The 17,605-nt window shown below is 40.1% G+C and carries 16 protein-coding genes and 1 tRNA gene; 9 read left to right on the forward strand and 8 right to left on the reverse strand.

Features of this window, described 5'->3' with window-relative positions; translation table 11 throughout:
* The first annotated feature begins 97 nt into the window (after positions 1-97).
* Positions 98-559 carry a Zn(2+)-responsive transcriptional regulator gene (zntR, locus tag SFRI_RS02560; RefSeq protein WP_011635983.1) on the forward strand — a complete coding sequence of 154 codons (462 nt, stop codon included), beginning with the start codon at positions 98-100 and terminating at the stop codon, positions 557-559.
* Positions 560-561: 2 nt separating this feature from the next.
* The gene (locus tag SFRI_RS02565; protein ID WP_011635984.1) at positions 562-2,094 is read left to right on the forward strand and encodes a permease; all 1,533 of its coding nucleotides are present in this window, start codon (positions 562-564) and stop codon (positions 2,092-2,094) included.
* Between the two features lie 530 nt (positions 2,095-2,624).
* On the opposite strand, the gene SFRI_RS21840 is transcribed toward SFRI_RS02565, so the two are convergent.
* Positions 2,625-2,747, reverse strand: a complete 123-nt coding sequence (locus SFRI_RS21840) for a hypothetical protein (protein WP_011635985.1) — start codon at positions 2,745-2,747, stop codon at positions 2,625-2,627.
* Positions 2,748-3,020: 273 nt separating this feature from the next.
* A complete protein-coding gene (locus tag SFRI_RS02570) occupies positions 3,021-3,959 on the reverse strand; it encodes a LysR family transcriptional regulator (protein WP_011635986.1) in 939 nt (312 codons plus the stop codon).
* 96 nt (positions 3,960-4,055) lie between these two features.
* Between SFRI_RS02570 and SFRI_RS02575 the strand changes: the two genes are divergently transcribed.
* The 4 genes from SFRI_RS02575 (at position 4,056) to SFRI_RS02590 (ending at position 7,708) form a co-directional block, all read left to right on the forward strand.
* On the forward strand, positions 4,056-5,150 hold the full coding sequence (locus tag SFRI_RS02575; RefSeq protein ID WP_011635987.1) for an HlyD family secretion protein: 1,095 nt from the start codon (positions 4,056-4,058) through the stop codon (positions 5,148-5,150).
* A 1-nt stretch (position 5,151) separates the two neighbouring features.
* Positions 5,152-6,783: a DHA2 family efflux MFS transporter permease subunit gene (locus SFRI_RS02580; protein ID WP_011635988.1), complete on the forward strand. Its 1,632-nt coding sequence runs from the start codon at positions 5,152-5,154 to the stop codon at positions 6,781-6,783.
* 46 nt (positions 6,784-6,829) lie between these two features.
* Positions 6,830-7,294, forward strand: coding sequence for a GNAT family N-acetyltransferase (locus SFRI_RS02585; RefSeq protein WP_011635989.1), 465 nt, complete (start codon positions 6,830-6,832; stop codon positions 7,292-7,294).
* Positions 7,295-7,390: 96 nt separating this feature from the next.
* Positions 7,391-7,708, forward strand: coding sequence for a putative quinol monooxygenase (locus SFRI_RS02590; RefSeq protein WP_011635990.1), 318 nt, complete (start codon positions 7,391-7,393; stop codon positions 7,706-7,708).
* Positions 7,709-7,902: 194 nt separating this feature from the next.
* On the opposite strand, the gene SFRI_RS02595 is transcribed toward SFRI_RS02590, so the two are convergent.
* Complete coding sequence (locus SFRI_RS02595; RefSeq protein WP_011635991.1) at positions 7,903-8,946, reverse strand: porin; 1,044 nt, start codon at positions 8,944-8,946, stop codon at positions 7,903-7,905.
* 790 nt (positions 8,947-9,736) lie between these two features.
* Here SFRI_RS02595 and tcdA point away from each other — a divergent pair.
* Complete coding sequence (gene tcdA / locus SFRI_RS02600) at positions 9,737-10,540, forward strand: tRNA cyclic N6-threonylcarbamoyladenosine(37) synthase TcdA (RefSeq protein ID WP_011635992.1); 804 nt, start codon at positions 9,737-9,739, stop codon at positions 10,538-10,540.
* Positions 10,541-10,550: 10 nt separating this feature from the next.
* Here tcdA and SFRI_RS02605 read toward each other — a convergent pair whose 3' ends face one another.
* Positions 10,551-12,143 (reverse strand): sensor histidine kinase, encoded by a 1,593-nt coding sequence (locus SFRI_RS02605; protein WP_011635993.1) that lies wholly within the window; start codon positions 12,141-12,143, stop codon positions 10,551-10,553.
* A 230-nt stretch (positions 12,144-12,373) separates the two neighbouring features.
* On the opposite strand from SFRI_RS02605, the gene SFRI_RS02610 reads away from it, so the two are divergent.
* Positions 12,374-12,985, forward strand: coding sequence for a superinfection exclusion B family protein (locus SFRI_RS02610; protein WP_011635994.1), 612 nt, complete (start codon positions 12,374-12,376; stop codon positions 12,983-12,985).
* Between the two features lie 186 nt (positions 12,986-13,171).
* Here the strand turns inward: SFRI_RS02610 and SFRI_RS21165 are convergent, their stop codons facing one another.
* Positions 13,172-13,303: a DUF3149 domain-containing protein gene (locus tag SFRI_RS21165; RefSeq protein ID WP_011635995.1), complete on the reverse strand. Its 132-nt coding sequence runs from the start codon at positions 13,301-13,303 to the stop codon at positions 13,172-13,174.
* A gap of 399 nt (positions 13,304-13,702) precedes the next feature.
* Between SFRI_RS21165 and SFRI_RS02615 the strand changes: the two genes are divergently transcribed.
* Positions 13,703-13,787: transfer RNA gene (locus SFRI_RS02615), tRNA-Leu, on the forward strand.
* A gap of 374 nt (positions 13,788-14,161) precedes the next feature.
* On the opposite strand, the gene SFRI_RS02620 is transcribed toward SFRI_RS02615, so the two are convergent.
* From SFRI_RS02620 to SFRI_RS20945, 3 genes are all read right to left on the reverse strand, one after another.
* The gene (locus SFRI_RS02620; protein WP_011635996.1) at positions 14,162-15,805 is read right to left on the reverse strand and encodes a sigma-54-dependent Fis family transcriptional regulator; all 1,644 of its coding nucleotides are present in this window, start codon (positions 15,803-15,805) and stop codon (positions 14,162-14,164) included.
* A 198-nt stretch (positions 15,806-16,003) separates the two neighbouring features.
* Entirely contained in the window at positions 16,004-16,261 is a 258-nt protein-coding gene (locus SFRI_RS02625) for a cytochrome c3 family protein (RefSeq protein ID WP_167526082.1), read from the reverse strand.
* 137 nt (positions 16,262-16,398) lie between these two features.
* Positions 16,399-17,601 (reverse strand): DcaP family trimeric outer membrane transporter, encoded by a 1,203-nt coding sequence (locus SFRI_RS20945; protein ID WP_011635998.1) that lies wholly within the window; start codon positions 17,599-17,601, stop codon positions 16,399-16,401.
* Between the last annotated feature and the right edge of the window lie 4 nt (positions 17,602-17,605).

Raw genomic sequence — 17,605 nt, forward strand, 5'->3', positions numbered from 1 at the left:
AGGTACGCAAAAATAATTATCCAATAACCCTTGACCTTGGATTAAACTCCAAGGTTTATACTCAGGTAAAATTCAGATCATGATGGTGAGTTAACATATGTATCGAATAGGCAAACTTTCTGCTTTATATGACATTAAAGCAGACACATTACGGTTTTACGAAAAGCATGGTTTGTTATCACCTTCAAGTCGCTCTGATTCTGGGTATCGGTTATACAACCAAGCTGACTCTGAACGGCTCAAGTTTATATTACGCGCTAAAGCGGTTGGTTTCTCGCTTAACGATATTGCCGATTTATTATCTATCGAAGTGGACAAGTCCAATCGTGCATGTGCAGACGTTAAAGGTTTGGTTGATACCAAGCTTGAGCAAGTGGAAGCCAAACTGGCCGAGTTACAACACTTTGCAACATCGCTAAAAAGTTTATCGAATACCTGTTGTGGTGGCCCTGATAGCGCCGAGCATTGCTCGATACTTGAAGCGTTAGAGTCGTCTGACAAACACATTATTGCTAAAAAAGAACATCATCATTTTGCTCATTCAGGTCATAAGGATTAAGTATGTTATTGACCAATTTTCTTCATTTATTTTTAGAATCTGCTCCGTGGTTGTTACTGGGCTTGGTGCTGGCCGGGTTGCTAAAAGTATTTGTGCCGATGGCATGGATGCAAAAGCAACTTGGCGGCCATGGAATGAAAACCGTCGTTAAGGCAGCATTATTAGGTGCACCTTTACCTTTGTGTTCGTGTGGTGTTATCCCCGCAGCAGTTGGTTTACGTCGAGCTGGCGCCTCAAAAGCCGCTACAACCTCTTTTTTAGTGTCTACACCCGAAACTGGCGTTGACTCAATTACCGTATCCTATGTATTACTCGGGCCTTTTATGGCGATAGTGCGTCCGATAGCGGCGATTACTAGCGCGATAGTGGCGGGTTTATTAGTGGGCCGAGATGACGATGATGGTATTCCTGCGTCAACATCTGCTAAAGCGAAAACGGCCACAGATTCATCAGCGAGTGCCAAGCCGGTATCATCATGCTGTGGATCCAAATCAACTGCTAGCTCAGACGCCAGCGCAGAAGCTAGCACTGAAACGACATCTATAGGTAAAACAACCACTAGCACTATGCAAAATGCTAGCGTGAAAATGACAGCGATTAAATCAGAATCAGTTAATTCAGGATCGATATTGAGCCCGATGACAGCAGCGCAATCAATCGGTGGCAGTCGTTCGCAAGTAAAGCAAAGCAGTTGCTGTGGTAGTAAAGCTGCGGATAAACCAGCCGAGTCTGCACCTGCTGCCTGTTGCAGTACAAAAGTAAAAGATGACGTAAAAGATGAAACACCAGCTGCAACCGTTACATCAAGTTGTTGCAGTAGCAAAGCTGAGCCAAAGGTCGAAGCGATATCGACAAGCTGTTGCAGCACAGCAGCGACAGTAAACCACGCAGCAAGTAAAAGTAGTGATGAAGCCAGTTGCTGCGCATCGACCCAAGATATGGCAACAGAGTTGAAGCACAACAGTGTATTCAGCCGTGTGTTATCGGGTTTGCATTACGCCGCCACAGATTTAGTGAAAGACACCACCTTGTGGTTATTAGTCGGGTTATTTTTTGCAGCCATAGTACAAACTTATGTACCGGCTGACTTTTTAGTCAAATGGGGCGACGGCATTCCGGCAATGTTAGTGATGGTTCTTGTGTCGATCCCAATGTACATCTGTGCTACGGCTTCAACGCCTATTGCTGCAGGCTTGCTATTAGCAGGGGTGTCACCCGGCGCGGTACTGGTATTTATGATGGCAGGCCCTGCAACCAATATTGCAACCTTAGGCGTGGTGACTAAAGAGTTAGGCAAGCGTGCATTATATGGTTACTTAGGTGGCGTTATCGGTGTGGCGTTAGTATTTGGCGTATTGGTCAATTATCTAGTGGATACCTTCGGTTTTGAAGTGATGCCGCAAATTGGCGAAGAGCATGCTTTATTACCGCAAGGTGTCGTGGCTATATCTGGTATCGTGCTGGCGGTGTTAATGGCCAAAGTCTTGTGGGACATGATCCCAAAAGGCAATAAAGAGAAAGGCTGTTGCTCATAAGTTAAGCCAAATGGGTTAATCAAAGCGAGTTAAGTGCATATGAAAGCCAGTGATAAATGTCACTGGCTTTTTATCAGGGTAAAATATTGCGGATGGCCCTGTTAACATTAGAGCTAGTTAACAATAGTGCTAGGTAAAAATAGCGTTGAGTTTTTCGGCAAGCCTTAATGTTTTTCCAAATCGCGGTAAACTTTCGATGATATCGCCATTTGGGTTACATTTAACCGTTTTCTACCTTTCATCGTCTTTAATTTAAATGTAATACCATTGCGCAGCGCGATCTTAAGTTTTAACGGAACTGATTTTATCTGCCCAAGTCGACATTTGCGCTAGGCTTTTACCATTCGCCAGTTGGTTTATTTTCTGTTGAGTCGTTTGGGATAAAGTGGCTAGAGCGATTTTAATTAATATTCTGTTAAGTAGGGTGCTAATAAATAGGCTGCAAACAAAAATACCGAGCAATTAGCTCGGTATTTTTATGTGCTCAGTATGTCTACATCAAGCTATTTACTCGTTAAACGACGTGTAAATTATTTGATCTTACTGGCAAAATTTTCAGGTGAATTTTTCGATTGCTTAACCGCACGTTTCTCTTTTAAAGATAATGCCGGTTTTTTCTTCGCTTCTTTTGAATTATTACGTTCTTTGCTCATTTGTATGACTCCTAGCACGCATAATACGTGACTAATAAATGGTAATTTGTGTTGTTAGTATCGAATGAACCAAAATTAATCAGCCACTTAAATACTGACTTAGCCTTTGAACAATTTACTGAACCAAACTTATCATTGATATTGCGAATTAATGATGTGCGAAAACTTACCTCTATGATCTAAATTAATCACCTGATTGAGTTGATATTAGCACCTAGTCAGTAAAAAATATCTATTTATTCTATAGATTATTTTGTGCTTAAAAACTCATCTTTAATTATGATTGCTTTGGTGAACAAAATCGGGAATTTCGAGCACGCCTTCACCCCAATGCTCAAACAGAGCTGCATATAAAAACTCTACAAACACTCGGTATTTTCGGGGTAAATACACACGCTGCGGAAAGCTCAGGGTGACCTTGGTTTGCATCATTGGAAAGTCTTCTAGTATCGGTATCAGTTGCTTACTGTCTATGGCTTCTTGTGCAATAAAAACCGGTACCGCAGTAATGCCTAAGCCTTCAATTGCCGCTTCTCGGGCAAAGGTGACATTATTGACTTTTAGCTGCGCAGGGGGATCGAGATCAAGCCATTGGTTACCATCAAAAATACGCCAGCCACCATTAATGTGGGCCGACTGTAATTTAATTGCGGTATGGAGCATTAAATCTTGCGGTATTTGTGGTGTGCCATGCCGCTTAAGGTAAGTTGGGCTTGCCATTAACAGCCTGCTGGCAGTGACTAATGAGTAGCTTTGCAGCTTAGGATCATGCTGTTCAGTAATTTGAAATAGAAAATCGACCCCTTCTTCAATCACATCAATTTTACGGTTAGTCAGTTCTGCATCAATGGTGATATTGGGGTAAGCCGCCAGAAACCGCGCAAGGATACGACCTAAAAATAATTGTCCTAGCTCGATAGGGCAAATCACTTTTAAGTTGCCTTTGATGTCTTGCTGGCTCGCGCTGAGAAGATCTTCGGCGTTTTGTAAATCTTGTAAAATTTTACTGATGCGATGGTAATAGCTCGAACCCGCTTCAGTGAGTTTCAATGACCTTGTGGTGCGAAACAGTAATTGCACACCAGCATCTGCTTCTAGATCTGCGATTTTACGACTCACAGTGGCTTTGGTTATCCCCAGCGCCTTAGCTGCACCGGTAAAACTGCCTTGTTCTACTACTTGCGAGAATATTTGAACGCGGTTGAGATCCATATTGTTACACCTGTGAAACAGTGGGTTGAATTTTTACTATCTAATAAACTTAAGGAAACAGTAGTAAACTAGAGCAGAATAAATTAGGAGTCAAATATGTCTATCAATAAGCGGTTAGTGTTAGTGCCAAGTATTATCGTTGTGTTAGTTGTTGCAGGCGTTTATTGGTGGTCACAAGTTCGATATATCGAGTCAACGGACAATGCGTATGTTGAGGCTGATATTTCAAATATCAGTGTAAAAGTCCCCGGCTACATTGTGCAGTCTACTGTGGTTGATAATCAACATGTCAACAAAGGTGAACTACTGGCTCAACTGGAAGACAGTCAGTTTGTTGCTAAGCTGGCTCAAAGCAAAGCTGTGCTAGCGAGTACCCAAGCAAACTTGCAAACCTTGGCCGCAAAGGTTGATTTACAGCAAGCATTAATTAACCAAGCTAAGGCAACCGTTGTGGCCTCACAGTCAGAGCAGTTAATTGCTCAACAACAGTTGAAGCGTTCACAGAAATTAAAAATCAGTAATTACAGTTCACAAAATGATGTTGACCAACTTCAGGCTGGTTTCGATTCAGCATCAGCTCATGTCGATGAGGCGCAAGCTGCATTAGTGGCTAAGCAGCGTGAATTGTCGGTATTTAACGCGCAATTATTACAAGTACAAGCGGATGTCGATCAGGCAATGGCCAGTGTCGAGTTGGCCAATATTCAATTGGTTGATACACGTGTTACGGCACCGTTTTCAGGGATTATAGGTAAGCGTGGCGCAATGGTGGGCCAGTATGTTCAACCTGGACAAGCATTGTTTAGCCTAGTGCCAGATGCACAAGTGTGGATTACGGCTAACTTTAAAGAAACTCAAATTGAGCACATGCAAGCCGGACAAGCCGTTAAGGTGAGTTTAGATGCTTATCCTGATTATGTGTTTAGCGGATTTATCGACAGTTTAGCACCTGCATCGGGTTCTAAATTTAGCTTGTTACCCGCAGAGAATGCGACGGGTAACTTTACCAAAATTGTTCAACGTATTCCGGTGCGTATTCGTCTTGAACATGATCAACCCTCATCTGCAATTGGGCGTATTTTACCTGGCTTAAGTGCCTTGGTTGAAGTTGATACAGAGTCAGCAACTCAATCTCATGAGCTTGCTAAGGCATCTGCTGTTCAAGCAACATCTGTGACTGCAGGGCATTAATATGAACCAGTCAGCCACTGAGGCAGATGCATCGCAAGTCGGCCCTGTAAGTACTGTGGATGATAAACCGACCGGTTATCAGCGCGGTAGCACACGTTCTTGGATTGCTGTTGCTGGCGGTTTAATCGGTGCTTTTATGGCGATTTTGGATATTCAAATCACCAACGCGTCGATGAAAGAGATTCAGGGCAGTTTAGGGGCGACGCTAGAAGAGAGTAGCTGGATTGCCACTGCTTATTTAGTAGCCGAGATGATTGCCATTCCTTTATCTGGTTGGTTAAGTACTGGTTTATCTACTCGTCGTTACTTACTGTGGACTACTGCTGCCTTTATCGTTGCCTCTGTATTGTGCTCAATGTCTTGGAACCTTGAGTCGATGATCGCTTTTCGTGCCTTGCAGGGTTTTTTTGGCGGGGCATTAATTCCGTTAGCTTTTCGATTAATTCTTGAGTTTTTACCCGACGACAAACGCGCCATGGGTATGGCTCTGTTTGGAGTAACCGCAACATTTGCGCCTTCTATTGGGCCAACATTAGGAGGTTGGTTAACCGAACAATTTAGCTGGCACTATTTATTTTATATTAATGTTCCGCCAGGTTTATTAGTGATGGCGATGTTGGCTTATGGTTTAGAGCGCAAACCGATTATTTGGGACAAGTTAAAAGACGCCGATTATTCTGGCATTGTTACCATGGCGTTGGGTATGGGCTGTTTAGAAGTCGTGTTAGAAGAGGGCAATCGTAAAGACTGGTTTGGGTCAGATCTTATTCGTAATCTTGCCATTATTGCCGCGGTTAATATCAGTTTATTTATTTGGATCCAATTACGTAAAGCTCAGCCATTAGTGAATATTCGTCTGCTTGCGCAGCGAGATTTCGCTTTATCCACTGTGGCGTATTTCTTACTGGGTATGGCGTTGTTTGGGGCGATCTACATGATCCCGCTGTATTTATCACAAATTCATGATTATACCCCGTTAGAAATTGGTGAAGTCATTATGTGGATGGGCTTCCCGCAGTTACTCGTACTGCCATTAGTGCCTAAATTAATGCAGAAGTTTGATCCGCGATATTTGGCAGCACTTGGATTTGCTTTATTTGCGACCAGCTATTATATGAATAGCCATATGACCATTGATTTCGCAGGCGATCAGATGATTGCTTCGCAAATCGTACGGGCGTTAGGGCAACCGTTTATTTTAGTACCTATTGGTATTTTGGCGACAATGCATCTTCAAGCACATGAAAATGCCTCTGCATCGACGGTACTCAATGTGATGCGAAATTTAGGTGGGGCTTTTGGTATCGCGCTGGTTGCAACCTTAACTGATAATTTAGCCCGAGTTCATTTGGCCCATATTAAAGAAACGTTGCCGACTGTCAGCTCCCAAGCTTACAACTATATTCAGCATACCAGTTCGATATTGCAAACTGCGGGTTCTGATGCGGTGAGTGCTAACTCACAAGCCTATGCTTTACTTGCTAAAAATATGTCACAACAAGCATATATACAAGCCTATAATGATGTGTTTTTTATTATGGCATGTTTTCTATTTATTGCGGTTGTGGCGGTTTTATTGATCCGTAAACCTGCGGTGAAAAGTGATACAGATCAACCTAATGAAATGCATTAATCATGTTAGTATTATCTTAATTGATAGCAATAAATTAAGGTGAGAGATGACATTAACATGGCTAGATGTTGGTTTTACTGAACTGTCTTTAGAGCAGCTTTATGGGTTAATGCAATTGCGTGTAGATGTATTTGTGGTTGAGCAAAATTGTCCTTATCCTGAATTAGATGGTAAAGATAAACACCCGCAAGCAAGACACTTACTTGGGCTAAATGACCAAGGTGAGATCCTTGCATATAGTCGCATATTAGCCCCAAACGTCAGTTATCCTCAAGCCAGTATTGGCCGTGTTGCCGTTGCTAAATCGGCTCGTGGCCAAGGAGTGGCGAATCAATTAATGCAAGGTGCCATTGCTATTGCAAAACAGCATTGGCCAAATGACAATATTCAGATTGGGGCGCAAGATTATTTACGCCAATTTTATCAACAACATGGGTTTGTAGTTAATTCAGATGTATACCTTGAAGACGGTATAGAGCATCTTGATATGTTGTTAATCTATAATAGCTAATTGGTATGAATAGCGTTGGGTTCAGAGATAGCATAATCAACTTTGAGTTGAGTCGTTATTTATCTGGGTTCGGGTAGGTCTTATTAAGGAAAAACGATGTCAGATTATGTAATTAATACCCAGCAAATTGTTTGTGTCGCTCAATTTGTGGCGAAAGCAGGGAAACGTGATGAGTTAGTGGCGGTATTGGCAAGCTTGATCCCTGATACTCGTCGTGAATCTGGCTGTATTCGTTATGAATTGAATATCAGTGTAGATAACGACAACAAAGTTGCCTTTGTGGAAAAGTTTGTCGATCGTGCTGCGTTTGATCAACATTGCGCTAAAGATGCTATTCAGCATTATTTCCACAATGTAATGCCTGAGTTGGTTGAATCACATCATGTTGAAGTGTTTAATCAAGTGATCGCTTAATTGGCGGTAGCTGTTAAGTACGTCAATTTCTTATCTGTAATTTTTAAGTGCTGTAATTTCAAGTTCTGGATGTCACGATTAGATTTGAAGCGCTAGAGTTCAGCATTGGATTACAGATACAAAAATGCCAGTCTATACAGACTGGCATTTTTAATCATTTATACTGTTAAGCCGAAGCTCTTATATCATAATGATTAGAAGTCGTAACGAGCACCGACAGTGAAGATGTTGTCATCTTCTAAATCAACTGTAGCAGTACCAACTTTATGGTCGCCTTCATACATAGCATAGTGACCATAAACTAACGTTGACTTAGATATACGGTAGTCAGCACCCACAGTAATTTGAGTGATGTTTACGTCTGTACCAGTCGCTTCTTTAATATTTTTGTAGTAGCTACCAAAACCAGCTTCATCTTGACCGTATTCAGCTTTTAAGTTTACGCCGTTTAGGTTGTAAGATACGTTAAGGAAGAAAGAATCACCTTCTTGATCAGATGTTTGGCTTTCAGTGTTTTGGTATAAACCACCAAGCTTGAACTCACCTAGCTTAACTTGTGCCACACCACGGTAAGCATCAATGCCACCAATAGTGTTATAAGCTGCAGCTACGTAGTAAGGGTGTGCTTTAAGACCTTTATCACCAAGAGTTGCACTTAATGCATATTGATCATCATATGATTCTTTACCAGCATCATCTGTGTAGTTGTCTTCCATTAAATAAGTCGCGTTTAATGTGACTAAACCACCAATAACAGGTGAGTAGTACCAAAGACCGTCAGCTTTACGTAACTGGCCGCCAATCATACGATCGATATCGGCGTTAAAGTTACCGAATAAATCGATGCCACCTTCAGACTGTTTAAATACCGTATCGTTACGGCCTACTAACACAGTACCAGCGTCACTTTTTAAACCTAAGAATGTGTTACGTGCTTTAAATACAACTTCGTCACTGCCATTCTTACCTTCAGTTTGAGTAGTATTTTCAACTTGGAATTCCATTTGGTATAACAGTTCGATACCGTTAGCAAATTTCTCGCTACCTTTAACACCCAAGTTAGAAAAGTTGTTTTCTAATACTGTGCCTTCTTTACGGTTTTGAGTAGTGGCACCTTGATCAGAATTCGATACTGCTAAATCTAAACGACCATAGAAACTTGGGCCTTCAGCAAGTGTAGCGAAAGAAACTAATGTAAGTACAGATGCTACCGATGCAGAGATTAAGGTTTTTTTCATCTTTCATGCTCCCTAGAACGTTATGTTCTATATTCCATTTTTCATGGTTTTAGTTAGTGAACTTTGTTGCAGATTCAATTCTGTAACAAGCTGGTGCAGATTTTTACAGATTTGATACCTTCATAGTGTGGCCTAGATCAAATAAACAGGGCCTACTTGAAAAATTGTGTATAAATCTGTGATAACTGCGACCATTTGTATAATTAAATAACATTATGGCGTAGATCTACCTCTTTAGGGATGTTCCTATTTGATTAGAAATAGGCTAGCGCACAACCACAAAAAGTTGCAGAAATGTATTTTAGCTCATGTTAATTTAATCGTTGTGAATATTCGATGTTAAATTTTATATCTTTAGTCTAATAAGGTTAAAAATTAAGCATGATTTAATGTTTGTTGTGATCGGAATCTTTTTGGCAGATAAATATATTTAGCTCAAGCTGCTTCTGCTCGGGTAATAGAATGTTATAAAACGGCTCTTTGTCATGTTATCTGAGTTAAATGGCTCTTATCATAGTTACACTATTAAAGGGTCAACCTATCTTGATGAGTTTAACCAATAGTTAGTGTGATATTTAAGCTGCAATAAACTAATTTTATCACTTTATCCTATATGCCATAACGAGTGAGCTGAATTACTAGCCAAGAATATGAGCATGCGGTGCTTTTTATTAAGCCAAAAATTCTCCTTAACCAAATTCATCTAAAGTGAATCATGACAAACGTTTAGCTTTGAGGAGAAATCATATAAAATTGGCCGCGAAAATAGTCGTTAATTAAGGCGTAACTAATGTTGTCAGAATCTTATACTCATCGTTTTGCTGGTGTCGGCCGTTTATACGGTCAAGCAGCACTAACGACTTTTTCGCAGGCGCATGTTGTGGTGGTTGGCATTGGTGGTGTCGGTACATGGGTTGCCGAAGCGTTAGCGAGAAGTGGTATAGGGCAGATTACACTAATTGATTTAGATGATATTTGTGTTACCAATACTAATCGCCAAATACATGCATTAACCTCGACTATTGGCCAATCAAAAGTTGAGGTTATGGCAAAGCGCATTGGCGAAATTAATCCTGAGTGTATGGTTAATGAAATAGAAGATTTTATTACCTTAGACAATCTTGCTGAACATTTTAAGCCGACCTCACAAGGTGGCAATATTGATTATGTGGTTGACTGTATTGATGCAGTAAAGCCTAAAGCGGGATTAATTGCTTGGTGTAAGCGCAATAAAATTCCCCTAGTGACCATAGGTGGTGCTGGAGGACAAACCGATCCGACTCTTATTCAAGTGACTGACTTGGCTAAAACAGTACAAGATCCATTATTGGCAAAAGTACGTAACATATTACGCAAAGATTATAATTTCACTAAAAATATTCAACGACGCTTTGCTGTCGATGCAGTATTTTCGACCCAACATTTAGTCTACCCTCAAGCTGATGGCAGCGTGTGCAACACTAAAGCAGATGCAGAGGGCAGTATGCGAATGGATTGCGCATCTGGTTTTGGTGCTATTACCATGGTAACGGGAACGTTTGCGTTTGTTGCCGTTAGCCGTGTGCTGAGTAAATTAGCCGCTAAATCTGCTTAACATCGTTGAACTAAGCTGTTGGTAATCTCGGTACGCTAATCACGAACATGGGCCCACCAAGTGGTGAAATAGGTACATAACTGATATTGCCTTTAAGCTGAGCCACTGCGTTAAACGCTGCCGCGAGCCCTAAACCTACTCCTCCTTTATGACGAGCTGTAGTGAAGAAGGGTTCGAAAATATGTTCGACGATGTCATTAGGAATAGCCGCGCCATTATTTTGAATTTCTATATGAATACTCTCTGGCTCAGTAACGACATTAATGTGGATCTTTGCTTGAGTAACATCTTTAAATGCATGTGAAAATGCATTTGATACAACATTAGTAATCGCTTGGCTTAATAAACTGGCATTACTATTAAGTTGCAACTGTTCATCAATACTGATCGTTATTTCGACTTCTTGCGGTGAAAAGATCATTAATGTTGAATCAGTAATATCGCGTAATTGATGACTCAAATTAAAGGTCGTGTTTTGCTCATGGCTTTGTTCTGCGGCAATAGACTTAAATTGTTGGATCAAATAACTCGCACGAGTGATATTACTGACGATTAACTGACTGCTTTGTTGATATTGCTCTAAAATTTCATTTATTTGTTCTAAAGTGGCATCATCGCTATGGATCAATTTGATCAACTCTTCTATATGAGACAATTGCGAGCTGGCAGCCGTTAAGCAAATACCAATAGGGGTATTAATTTCATGAGCTACGCCAGAAACTAAGCCACCTAATGCAGCCATTTTTTCTTTTTCTATAAGCACTTGTTGAGTTCGTTTCAACATCTGCAATGATTGTTCAAGTTCTTTGGTCTGTTCTTTAACTTGGCGCGTGAGCTCATCTTTATAGCTGCGTTCTAACAACAGTAAACGATCGCGATCTTCAAGAGCATGCTGGAGATCGACTTTTGATTGGCGCAATGCTTGATAAGAGCCTCTGATTTGCCGTTGCATAGTATTAACCGCATCTGCTACTAAACTGAATTCATCATGTTGCGGCTTTCGATTAAAATCCAAGGGAGTAAAGTTGTGGTCTAAGCTAATATCATCACAATATTTACTTAAATGACGAAGGTGCTTGGTTACATTGAACCACACCAGAAACAAGATAAAGCCTGCTACCAAGAAGGTTTTAATCGCGTTGGATAATAAAATCAGTATTGTTTTATTATACAAACGATCATAAATGACATTTAGATCGGCTTGTACGATGAGCGTACCAACAGGAATGTTTTCATTATTGGTATAAATTAATGGGTATTTTTTCTCAATAACAGCCGTGTTCTTATATTCACCAAAATGCCATTCTTGATTACTGTCATCACGGATAGAAATATAGTTTATATCAGGTAATTGACTCAAACCACGGAGTTGCGTGTCGATCAAGTGTTCATCTATTACCCATAAGCTGGCTGCCAGCACTTCTAAATTTACCGCTTCTATATTCGAAAAAACGCGATCAATTCTACTTACATCATTTTGATAATCACTTACTAGCTGATAAGCCGTCGTCACTAGCGTAATTAAAGAGCTAAAGATCACGATCGAAAGCGTTAATTTTCGAGCTATAGGACTTTGTAATAACTGTCTTATGGATATCAGCATAGTTTCTTCATTGTGATTTATTAATAGGGAGAATCTACTTATGAGAGTATTGATTCTACAATGTATTTCGCTGGTGTTAGTTCGAGTCTCATACCTTTGGTTCAAGCATAGCCTGATAGGCAATATATAGTGATGAAAAAATAAATAAATATCAGCTAATCAATTAATTTTTCTGGCATATATTTTGCTTTGTCTTAGTAAGCTCAAAAATCTGACACTGCGGGTAAGCTATGATGAAAATTAAAGTAGGTTCAATAAAGTTATTGAATAGTAAGCGTTTGTTCGTAAGTTCTATGTCATGGCTTATCGTAGCATGTGCAAGTTTATTGTTTGCGCCTAAAGATTTATTGGCGTTTTTATCATTAGACCAACTCGTACATCAATATGGTCAGTTTATTGGCTTAGGGTTGATTATGGGGGTTGCATATTTTTTAAGTCAGATTTTTGCCTTTATCGTCGATGAAGCAATCGTATATTTACGTCAAAAACGTACCGTAGAAACCATTGACGCAAAAGTGAAACTGCTTGACCCTGCTGAAAGAGCCTTGCTACGGGAATTCTTTTTACAAGGGCAAACAATTTTAACCTTGCCACAAAATGAATTAGCGGTTAAAAATTTAGTTAACACCAGTATACTTGAAATGCTTGGAAACGAGCGTCACTACGCGATTCAAGGGCCAACGGCTGAATACAAAATTTCGATGCAAGCACGTAATTATTTAAATCGTGATGTACTACGTTTACCTGCGGGTGAACCCAGTGCAGAAGAAATGAATCATTTGATTAAAACGCGACCACATTTTATTAATGGATTGATTCAATCGCGTAAGCATGCGGTGTAATAGCTAATAGCGCGGAAAATAGTGCTGTAGATGAATAAGTTTATGAATAAAAAGATGGGGGCATTTACGGCCCCCATTCTGGCATAAAAACGCATCATGTGTTTTGTCGCCAATGTATCATTCACAAGGAAGTATCCATATTGAATATGAATAATAAGCAGTAAAAAACTTAGCCTATTAAGAGACTCACTTAGTAGGTGCAGACTTCACAATAAACATCCACATTAGATAAGACATTATTCCAAAGGTGCAAAAAATTACAGTCATAGAAAGTAATCCTATCGCGTTACCAAACATTAAATCTAACCAAAATGCCATGATATTTATCCTTTAGAATGTGAAGACACGATCATCATAAAGTCAAAATAACGTCGTTATACTGATCTTGATCAATCTTCAGCCGTCATGATGTTAACTTAGTGTAAAATTGCCAATTAGCTCACAAAAAACTACTATCCTTCTCAATTGAGGGGGGATGAATGACTTTTGAGCAGTTGAGTGTTTTTTATAGAAAAGAATAGGTAAAGGGCTTGCCATTATGAAATGCAACGGTATAATCGCCAGCACTTAATTGTGACAATGATTGTTGCAGTCATTACTGTTTAGTTAGTTTTAAATTGAGTGCTCGCAGTTAGGGTTAAATTACGAGTGTTGTTTTGCAAAGATATTTGGATTTATCAGATTACTTTGCAAAGCTAAAATAGCTGCTAAGTCTTTGCCTGAGTGATGAAATTGGTATACATGGGGGATTCAAAATCCCCTGCTTCACGGCGTGTCGGTTCGAGTCCGACCTCAGGTACCATCATTTGAAAGCCCCGTTCTTAATTGAACAGGGCTTTTTTATATCTGCGATTTATTGATTTTATTATTTCTATCAGATGGACTTATTTGTAGCCGTGTTTGTTGGACTGGTTTGTAACATGGTACCAATGTTGAGCCTTCCCGACGTCGACTCGATAGCACCTGAAACTTCTTAGCTCATCAAGATGATAAAACTCTTAATCTATTTGTTATTCAAACAAACTTAATGTCCAGTGTATTCATTGCTTGATTCATGTCCGTCGTACAATGATTGCTCGGTGAATAAAACATCGTGATGGTAGTCTATCTTTATCTCTTTGTTACGTAGATTTAGATTATATCGCTGTCTTTTAATAGTTTACTAAATGATTTATGTTAATCGAAATTTTGAAGTTCATCATATTCTTTCAACTTTCGATATAGGGTCGCGAGGCTCATTCCGAGTTTTTTGGCTGTGAGTGCTTTGTTATTATTTAGGGTTTCTAATACCGAGACTATATAGTCTTTTTCAATGGTATTAAGTGGTTTAATACCATTATTTATCGATGGTTTAGTGATATTTTGATGAAATTCTTCTGGTAAGTCTTCAGGCATAATCTGTGGCCCGGGACTTAACACTACCGCCCGTTCAATCGTATTGGCGAGTTGACGAATATTGCCTGGCCAGTCGTAGTTGAGTAATAAATCTGCTGTTTTGTAGTTAAAACCAGTGATTTTTCTACCCAGTTTTTCATTGAAATCGGACAGAAAACAGCGCGCTAAGGGTAAAATATCTTCTCCTCGATTCCTTAGTGGAGGGATTTTGAGTTCGATAACATTGAGTCGGTAGTAAAGGTCTTGACGGAAATCACCTGCTTCAACCGCAGCTTCTAAATCTTTATTGGTTGCCGATATTATTCGAACATCGACATCTTTGATATTGTTGTCACCCACTCGGCGAATTTGTTTTTCTTGAATCACTCGCAGTAGTTTAGTTTGCATTGAGGGAGAAAGTTCGCCGACTTCATCGAGGAATAGTGTTCCACCGTTGGCACTTTCGATCAATCCCATTTTGTTATTTTCAGCCCCTGTAAACGCGCCTTTTACATGACCAAATAGTTCACTGTCTAATAGAGATTCAGTTAGTGCACCGCAGTTTATCGCCAGTAACGGTTTATTATTTCTATCGGAGAGGCGATGAATAAAATCAACTAATTTCTCTTTGCCGACACCACTTTCGCCAGTGACAAAAATAGATGTGGGTACTTTGGCGACGTTAATGGCCATTTCAATGAGTTTTTTCATCGGATAACTATTGATAATGGGATAGCCACTTTGGACATAATCATTTGGAGTGTCTAGATCAATATTAGAATGAACATTTCGTGGGAAATATTCTTCTATTTTTAATATTTCTTCTACTTCGGTTTTAATATTTTCTATGTTGATACCATTATAATAATGGAGTGAAAGAGTGTCTTTTTCAGTCCATTTTTCGGCATAATTTCCGATAAGGTGACAGTGGCAATCACCTTTAGCTTGGCATTCTGACTCAATGAAATAGACCGTACGTTGCTGAACGTGAGAAACATAGCCACTCGCGAATCCAACTTGTTCCCAACAAACTACATCTTGAGATTGGCCACTTAAACGTAGTTGCTGTTCTGCTTCATAGGAACCGATAAAGTAAGTTTCAACCAGTGGTGCGCCTGACAGGCCATCGGTGCGATGACTCGTAAGCACCTCGCCAAAGCCAAACATAGAACAAACCATTGGGCCTAGTTTCCCCTGTCTTGCTTCTGACCATACTTCAGGCATTTTACGTTTTATTTGTTCCGCTAATAACCATCCTCTAATGAAACCTGAACGAGTAATTATTGTGCGAGTGACGTTAGAATCGACGGTGCTGAGTAACTCTTTTCTGAGTATTCCATGGGACACCATATCGGTGAGGTAAGTTCTCTGACCAAGAAAGCTCATCGTGCCGCCACGAGGTTTAAATGCTAGGAGTTCACGAAGATCTAATTGTGATGTTTTCATCTACATCCATCTATTTAACTGTTGTAGGGAGCGTAACATCACTAATGTTGCATTTCAGTGAGGATCTTCTTACTTATATGATTTAAAAAAGTATCTTAATTGTTACTGACTAAAAAGAGGGGAGACGCCTTAAATATGTCTAAGGCGTTATTTGTAGTGACTTGTTTATAATTAAAAAATTATGGACATGTTAATTATTTAAGGTACGTTAAATTCAAACTCATGGCAGTTATTACAAAAGTTTTCTGACGTTTCATGTTCTGCATGACAGTTCTCACACTCAAGTTCTACGCCGTAATGAGGTGAGTCATGTTTGTCGGGGGCACCATGATAGTCTTGTTTTTTTTGCGGTAATTCGTGACACGTTAAACACTGTTCCATTGGTGCTGCTTCAAAAGTTTTGCTGATGTGACAATCTGCACAGTTCAATCCCGATTTTTTGTGGTGAGATTTCATTGTTTTAGCGCTTGCATAGTGTGTAAAAAAAAGCGTGAGTACAGTAAGTAACGTTAATATCAGTTTTTTGTCCATAATGGTCATCCAGTCAGAGAACACGCAGCGGTTTTTGCCATCACCGCTGCAATATTGGTTTGTTAGAAGGTATATTTCACATAAGTTTGAAAGCGTGTCATATCACCTTCTTTATCGGCCATGTTTTCGACATCACCCATGGTGACGCCTACTGCCCATTCAATATCCGGTGTAATATTCCAAAATAGATTGGTATGCCAAGAGAAGGCTGTTTTATTGGCATATTCAGTAAGGATACCGTCTTCAAGGCCTTTCTCGTCTTGTTCTGAATAACCTGCACCAATGGCTAATCGCATATTTTGTTGAAGCGCAAAAACGACTCCGCCAGTAATGCTGCTGTATTCTAAGGTATCTGTTTCCCCATCAGCATTGATACCGGCACCGGCATTAAAACCTAGACCAGCATAACGACCAATACCATCACCGTACATTAAGCCGAGAACTGCCTTATGACCGTCTCCAAATTTAAGGCTAGTGTTTAATGCTAGGCCATAACCAAAAGCATCATCACCTTCTAGTTCAAATCGACGGATCACGACTCTTGGTGAAAAAGTAACTCTACTATTAGCGTAAAAGTACTTGGCGATAATATCTGGCATGACATCTTCACTTGAACCGTTATTCACTAGGGTATAAGGGCCTGCGGCTGTTAGTCCAAGCGTTGGGTTTTCAAGACTGATTGAAGTGTATTGACCTTTACCTATATTGTATTGGTAGCGAACTTGAGGCTGGCGGACAAACGTGGTTCCAGGATCGGTGGCGAAATCCATCGATGGCATGATGCCTGCAAAATCCATGAAGTTAGACCATGTTTGCCCCGCTAGAACCACGTGTTTACCCATGGTCATCTCACCATATGCATGGCGGATCCTGAAGCCGTTACTATTAGACCAAGTTGGGCCATCACTATCGATGTCGGCAAAAAAGTCTCCTTCAACATAAGTCTTTAATGTGCCATATTTATTTTCTGATGCGGTTTTAATGAATAAGCGGCTTTCTCTTGCCGTCATGTGTAAATCCGATTTTTCAGCGTTGGCAGAGCCATCAATTGGAGTGGTATAAACACTATAAAGATCGCCATTAAATGGGGCCGTTATCGTACCGTCGGTATCGTAATTCAGCATAAATTTAGCGTAACCACCGACAGCCACTTTAGTGTCTGCGATATCAAATTCTGCCGAATTAACCGAGGCCGTGCCAAGCATAAGCGGTATTGCAATAGCGACAGCTATTACTAATGGTTTACGTGCATATAATTTATTCATAATG

The organism is Shewanella frigidimarina NCIMB 400, assembly GCF_000014705.1.
GTDB lineage: Bacteria > Pseudomonadota > Gammaproteobacteria > Enterobacterales > Shewanellaceae > Shewanella > Shewanella frigidimarina.

Bases quoted from the DNA above. Each gene is read 5' to 3' on its own strand.
- zntR (WP_011635983.1), top strand. From the start codon at position 98: ATGTATCGAATAGGCAAACTTTCTGCTTTATATGACATTAAAGCAGAC.
- SFRI_RS02565 (WP_011635984.1), top strand. From the start codon at position 562: ATGTTATTGACCAATTTTCTTCATTTATTTTTAGAATCTGCTCCGTGG.
- SFRI_RS21840 (WP_011635985.1), bottom strand. From the start codon at position 2,747: ATGAGCAAAGAACGTAATAATTCAAAAGAAGCGAAGAAAAAACCGGCA.
- SFRI_RS02570 (WP_011635986.1), bottom strand. From the start codon at position 3,959: ATGGATCTCAACCGCGTTCAAATATTCTCGCAAGTAGTAGAACAAGGC.
- SFRI_RS02575 (WP_011635987.1), top strand. From the start codon at position 4,056: ATGTCTATCAATAAGCGGTTAGTGTTAGTGCCAAGTATTATCGTTGTG.
- SFRI_RS02580 (WP_011635988.1), top strand. From the start codon at position 5,152: ATGAACCAGTCAGCCACTGAGGCAGATGCATCGCAAGTCGGCCCTGTA.
- SFRI_RS02585 (WP_011635989.1), top strand. From the start codon at position 6,830: ATGACATTAACATGGCTAGATGTTGGTTTTACTGAACTGTCTTTAGAG.
- SFRI_RS02590 (WP_011635990.1), top strand. From the start codon at position 7,391: ATGTCAGATTATGTAATTAATACCCAGCAAATTGTTTGTGTCGCTCAA.
- SFRI_RS02595 (WP_011635991.1), bottom strand. From the start codon at position 8,946: ATGAAAAAAACCTTAATCTCTGCATCGGTAGCATCTGTACTTACATTA.
- tcdA (WP_011635992.1), top strand. From the start codon at position 9,737: ATGTTGTCAGAATCTTATACTCATCGTTTTGCTGGTGTCGGCCGTTTA.
- SFRI_RS02605 (WP_011635993.1), bottom strand. From the start codon at position 12,143: ATGCTGATATCCATAAGACAGTTATTACAAAGTCCTATAGCTCGAAAA.
- SFRI_RS02610 (WP_011635994.1), top strand. From the start codon at position 12,374: ATGATGAAAATTAAAGTAGGTTCAATAAAGTTATTGAATAGTAAGCGT.
- SFRI_RS21165 (WP_011635995.1), bottom strand. From the start codon at position 13,303: ATGGCATTTTGGTTAGATTTAATGTTTGGTAACGCGATAGGATTACTT.
- SFRI_RS02620 (WP_011635996.1), bottom strand. From the start codon at position 15,805: ATGAAAACATCACAATTAGATCTTCGTGAACTCCTAGCATTTAAACCT.
- SFRI_RS02625 (WP_167526082.1), bottom strand. From the start codon at position 16,261: ATGAAATCTCACCACAAAAAATCGGGATTGAACTGTGCAGATTGTCAC.
- SFRI_RS20945 (WP_011635998.1), bottom strand. From the start codon at position 17,601: ATGAATAAATTATATGCACGTAAACCATTAGTAATAGCTGTCGCTATT.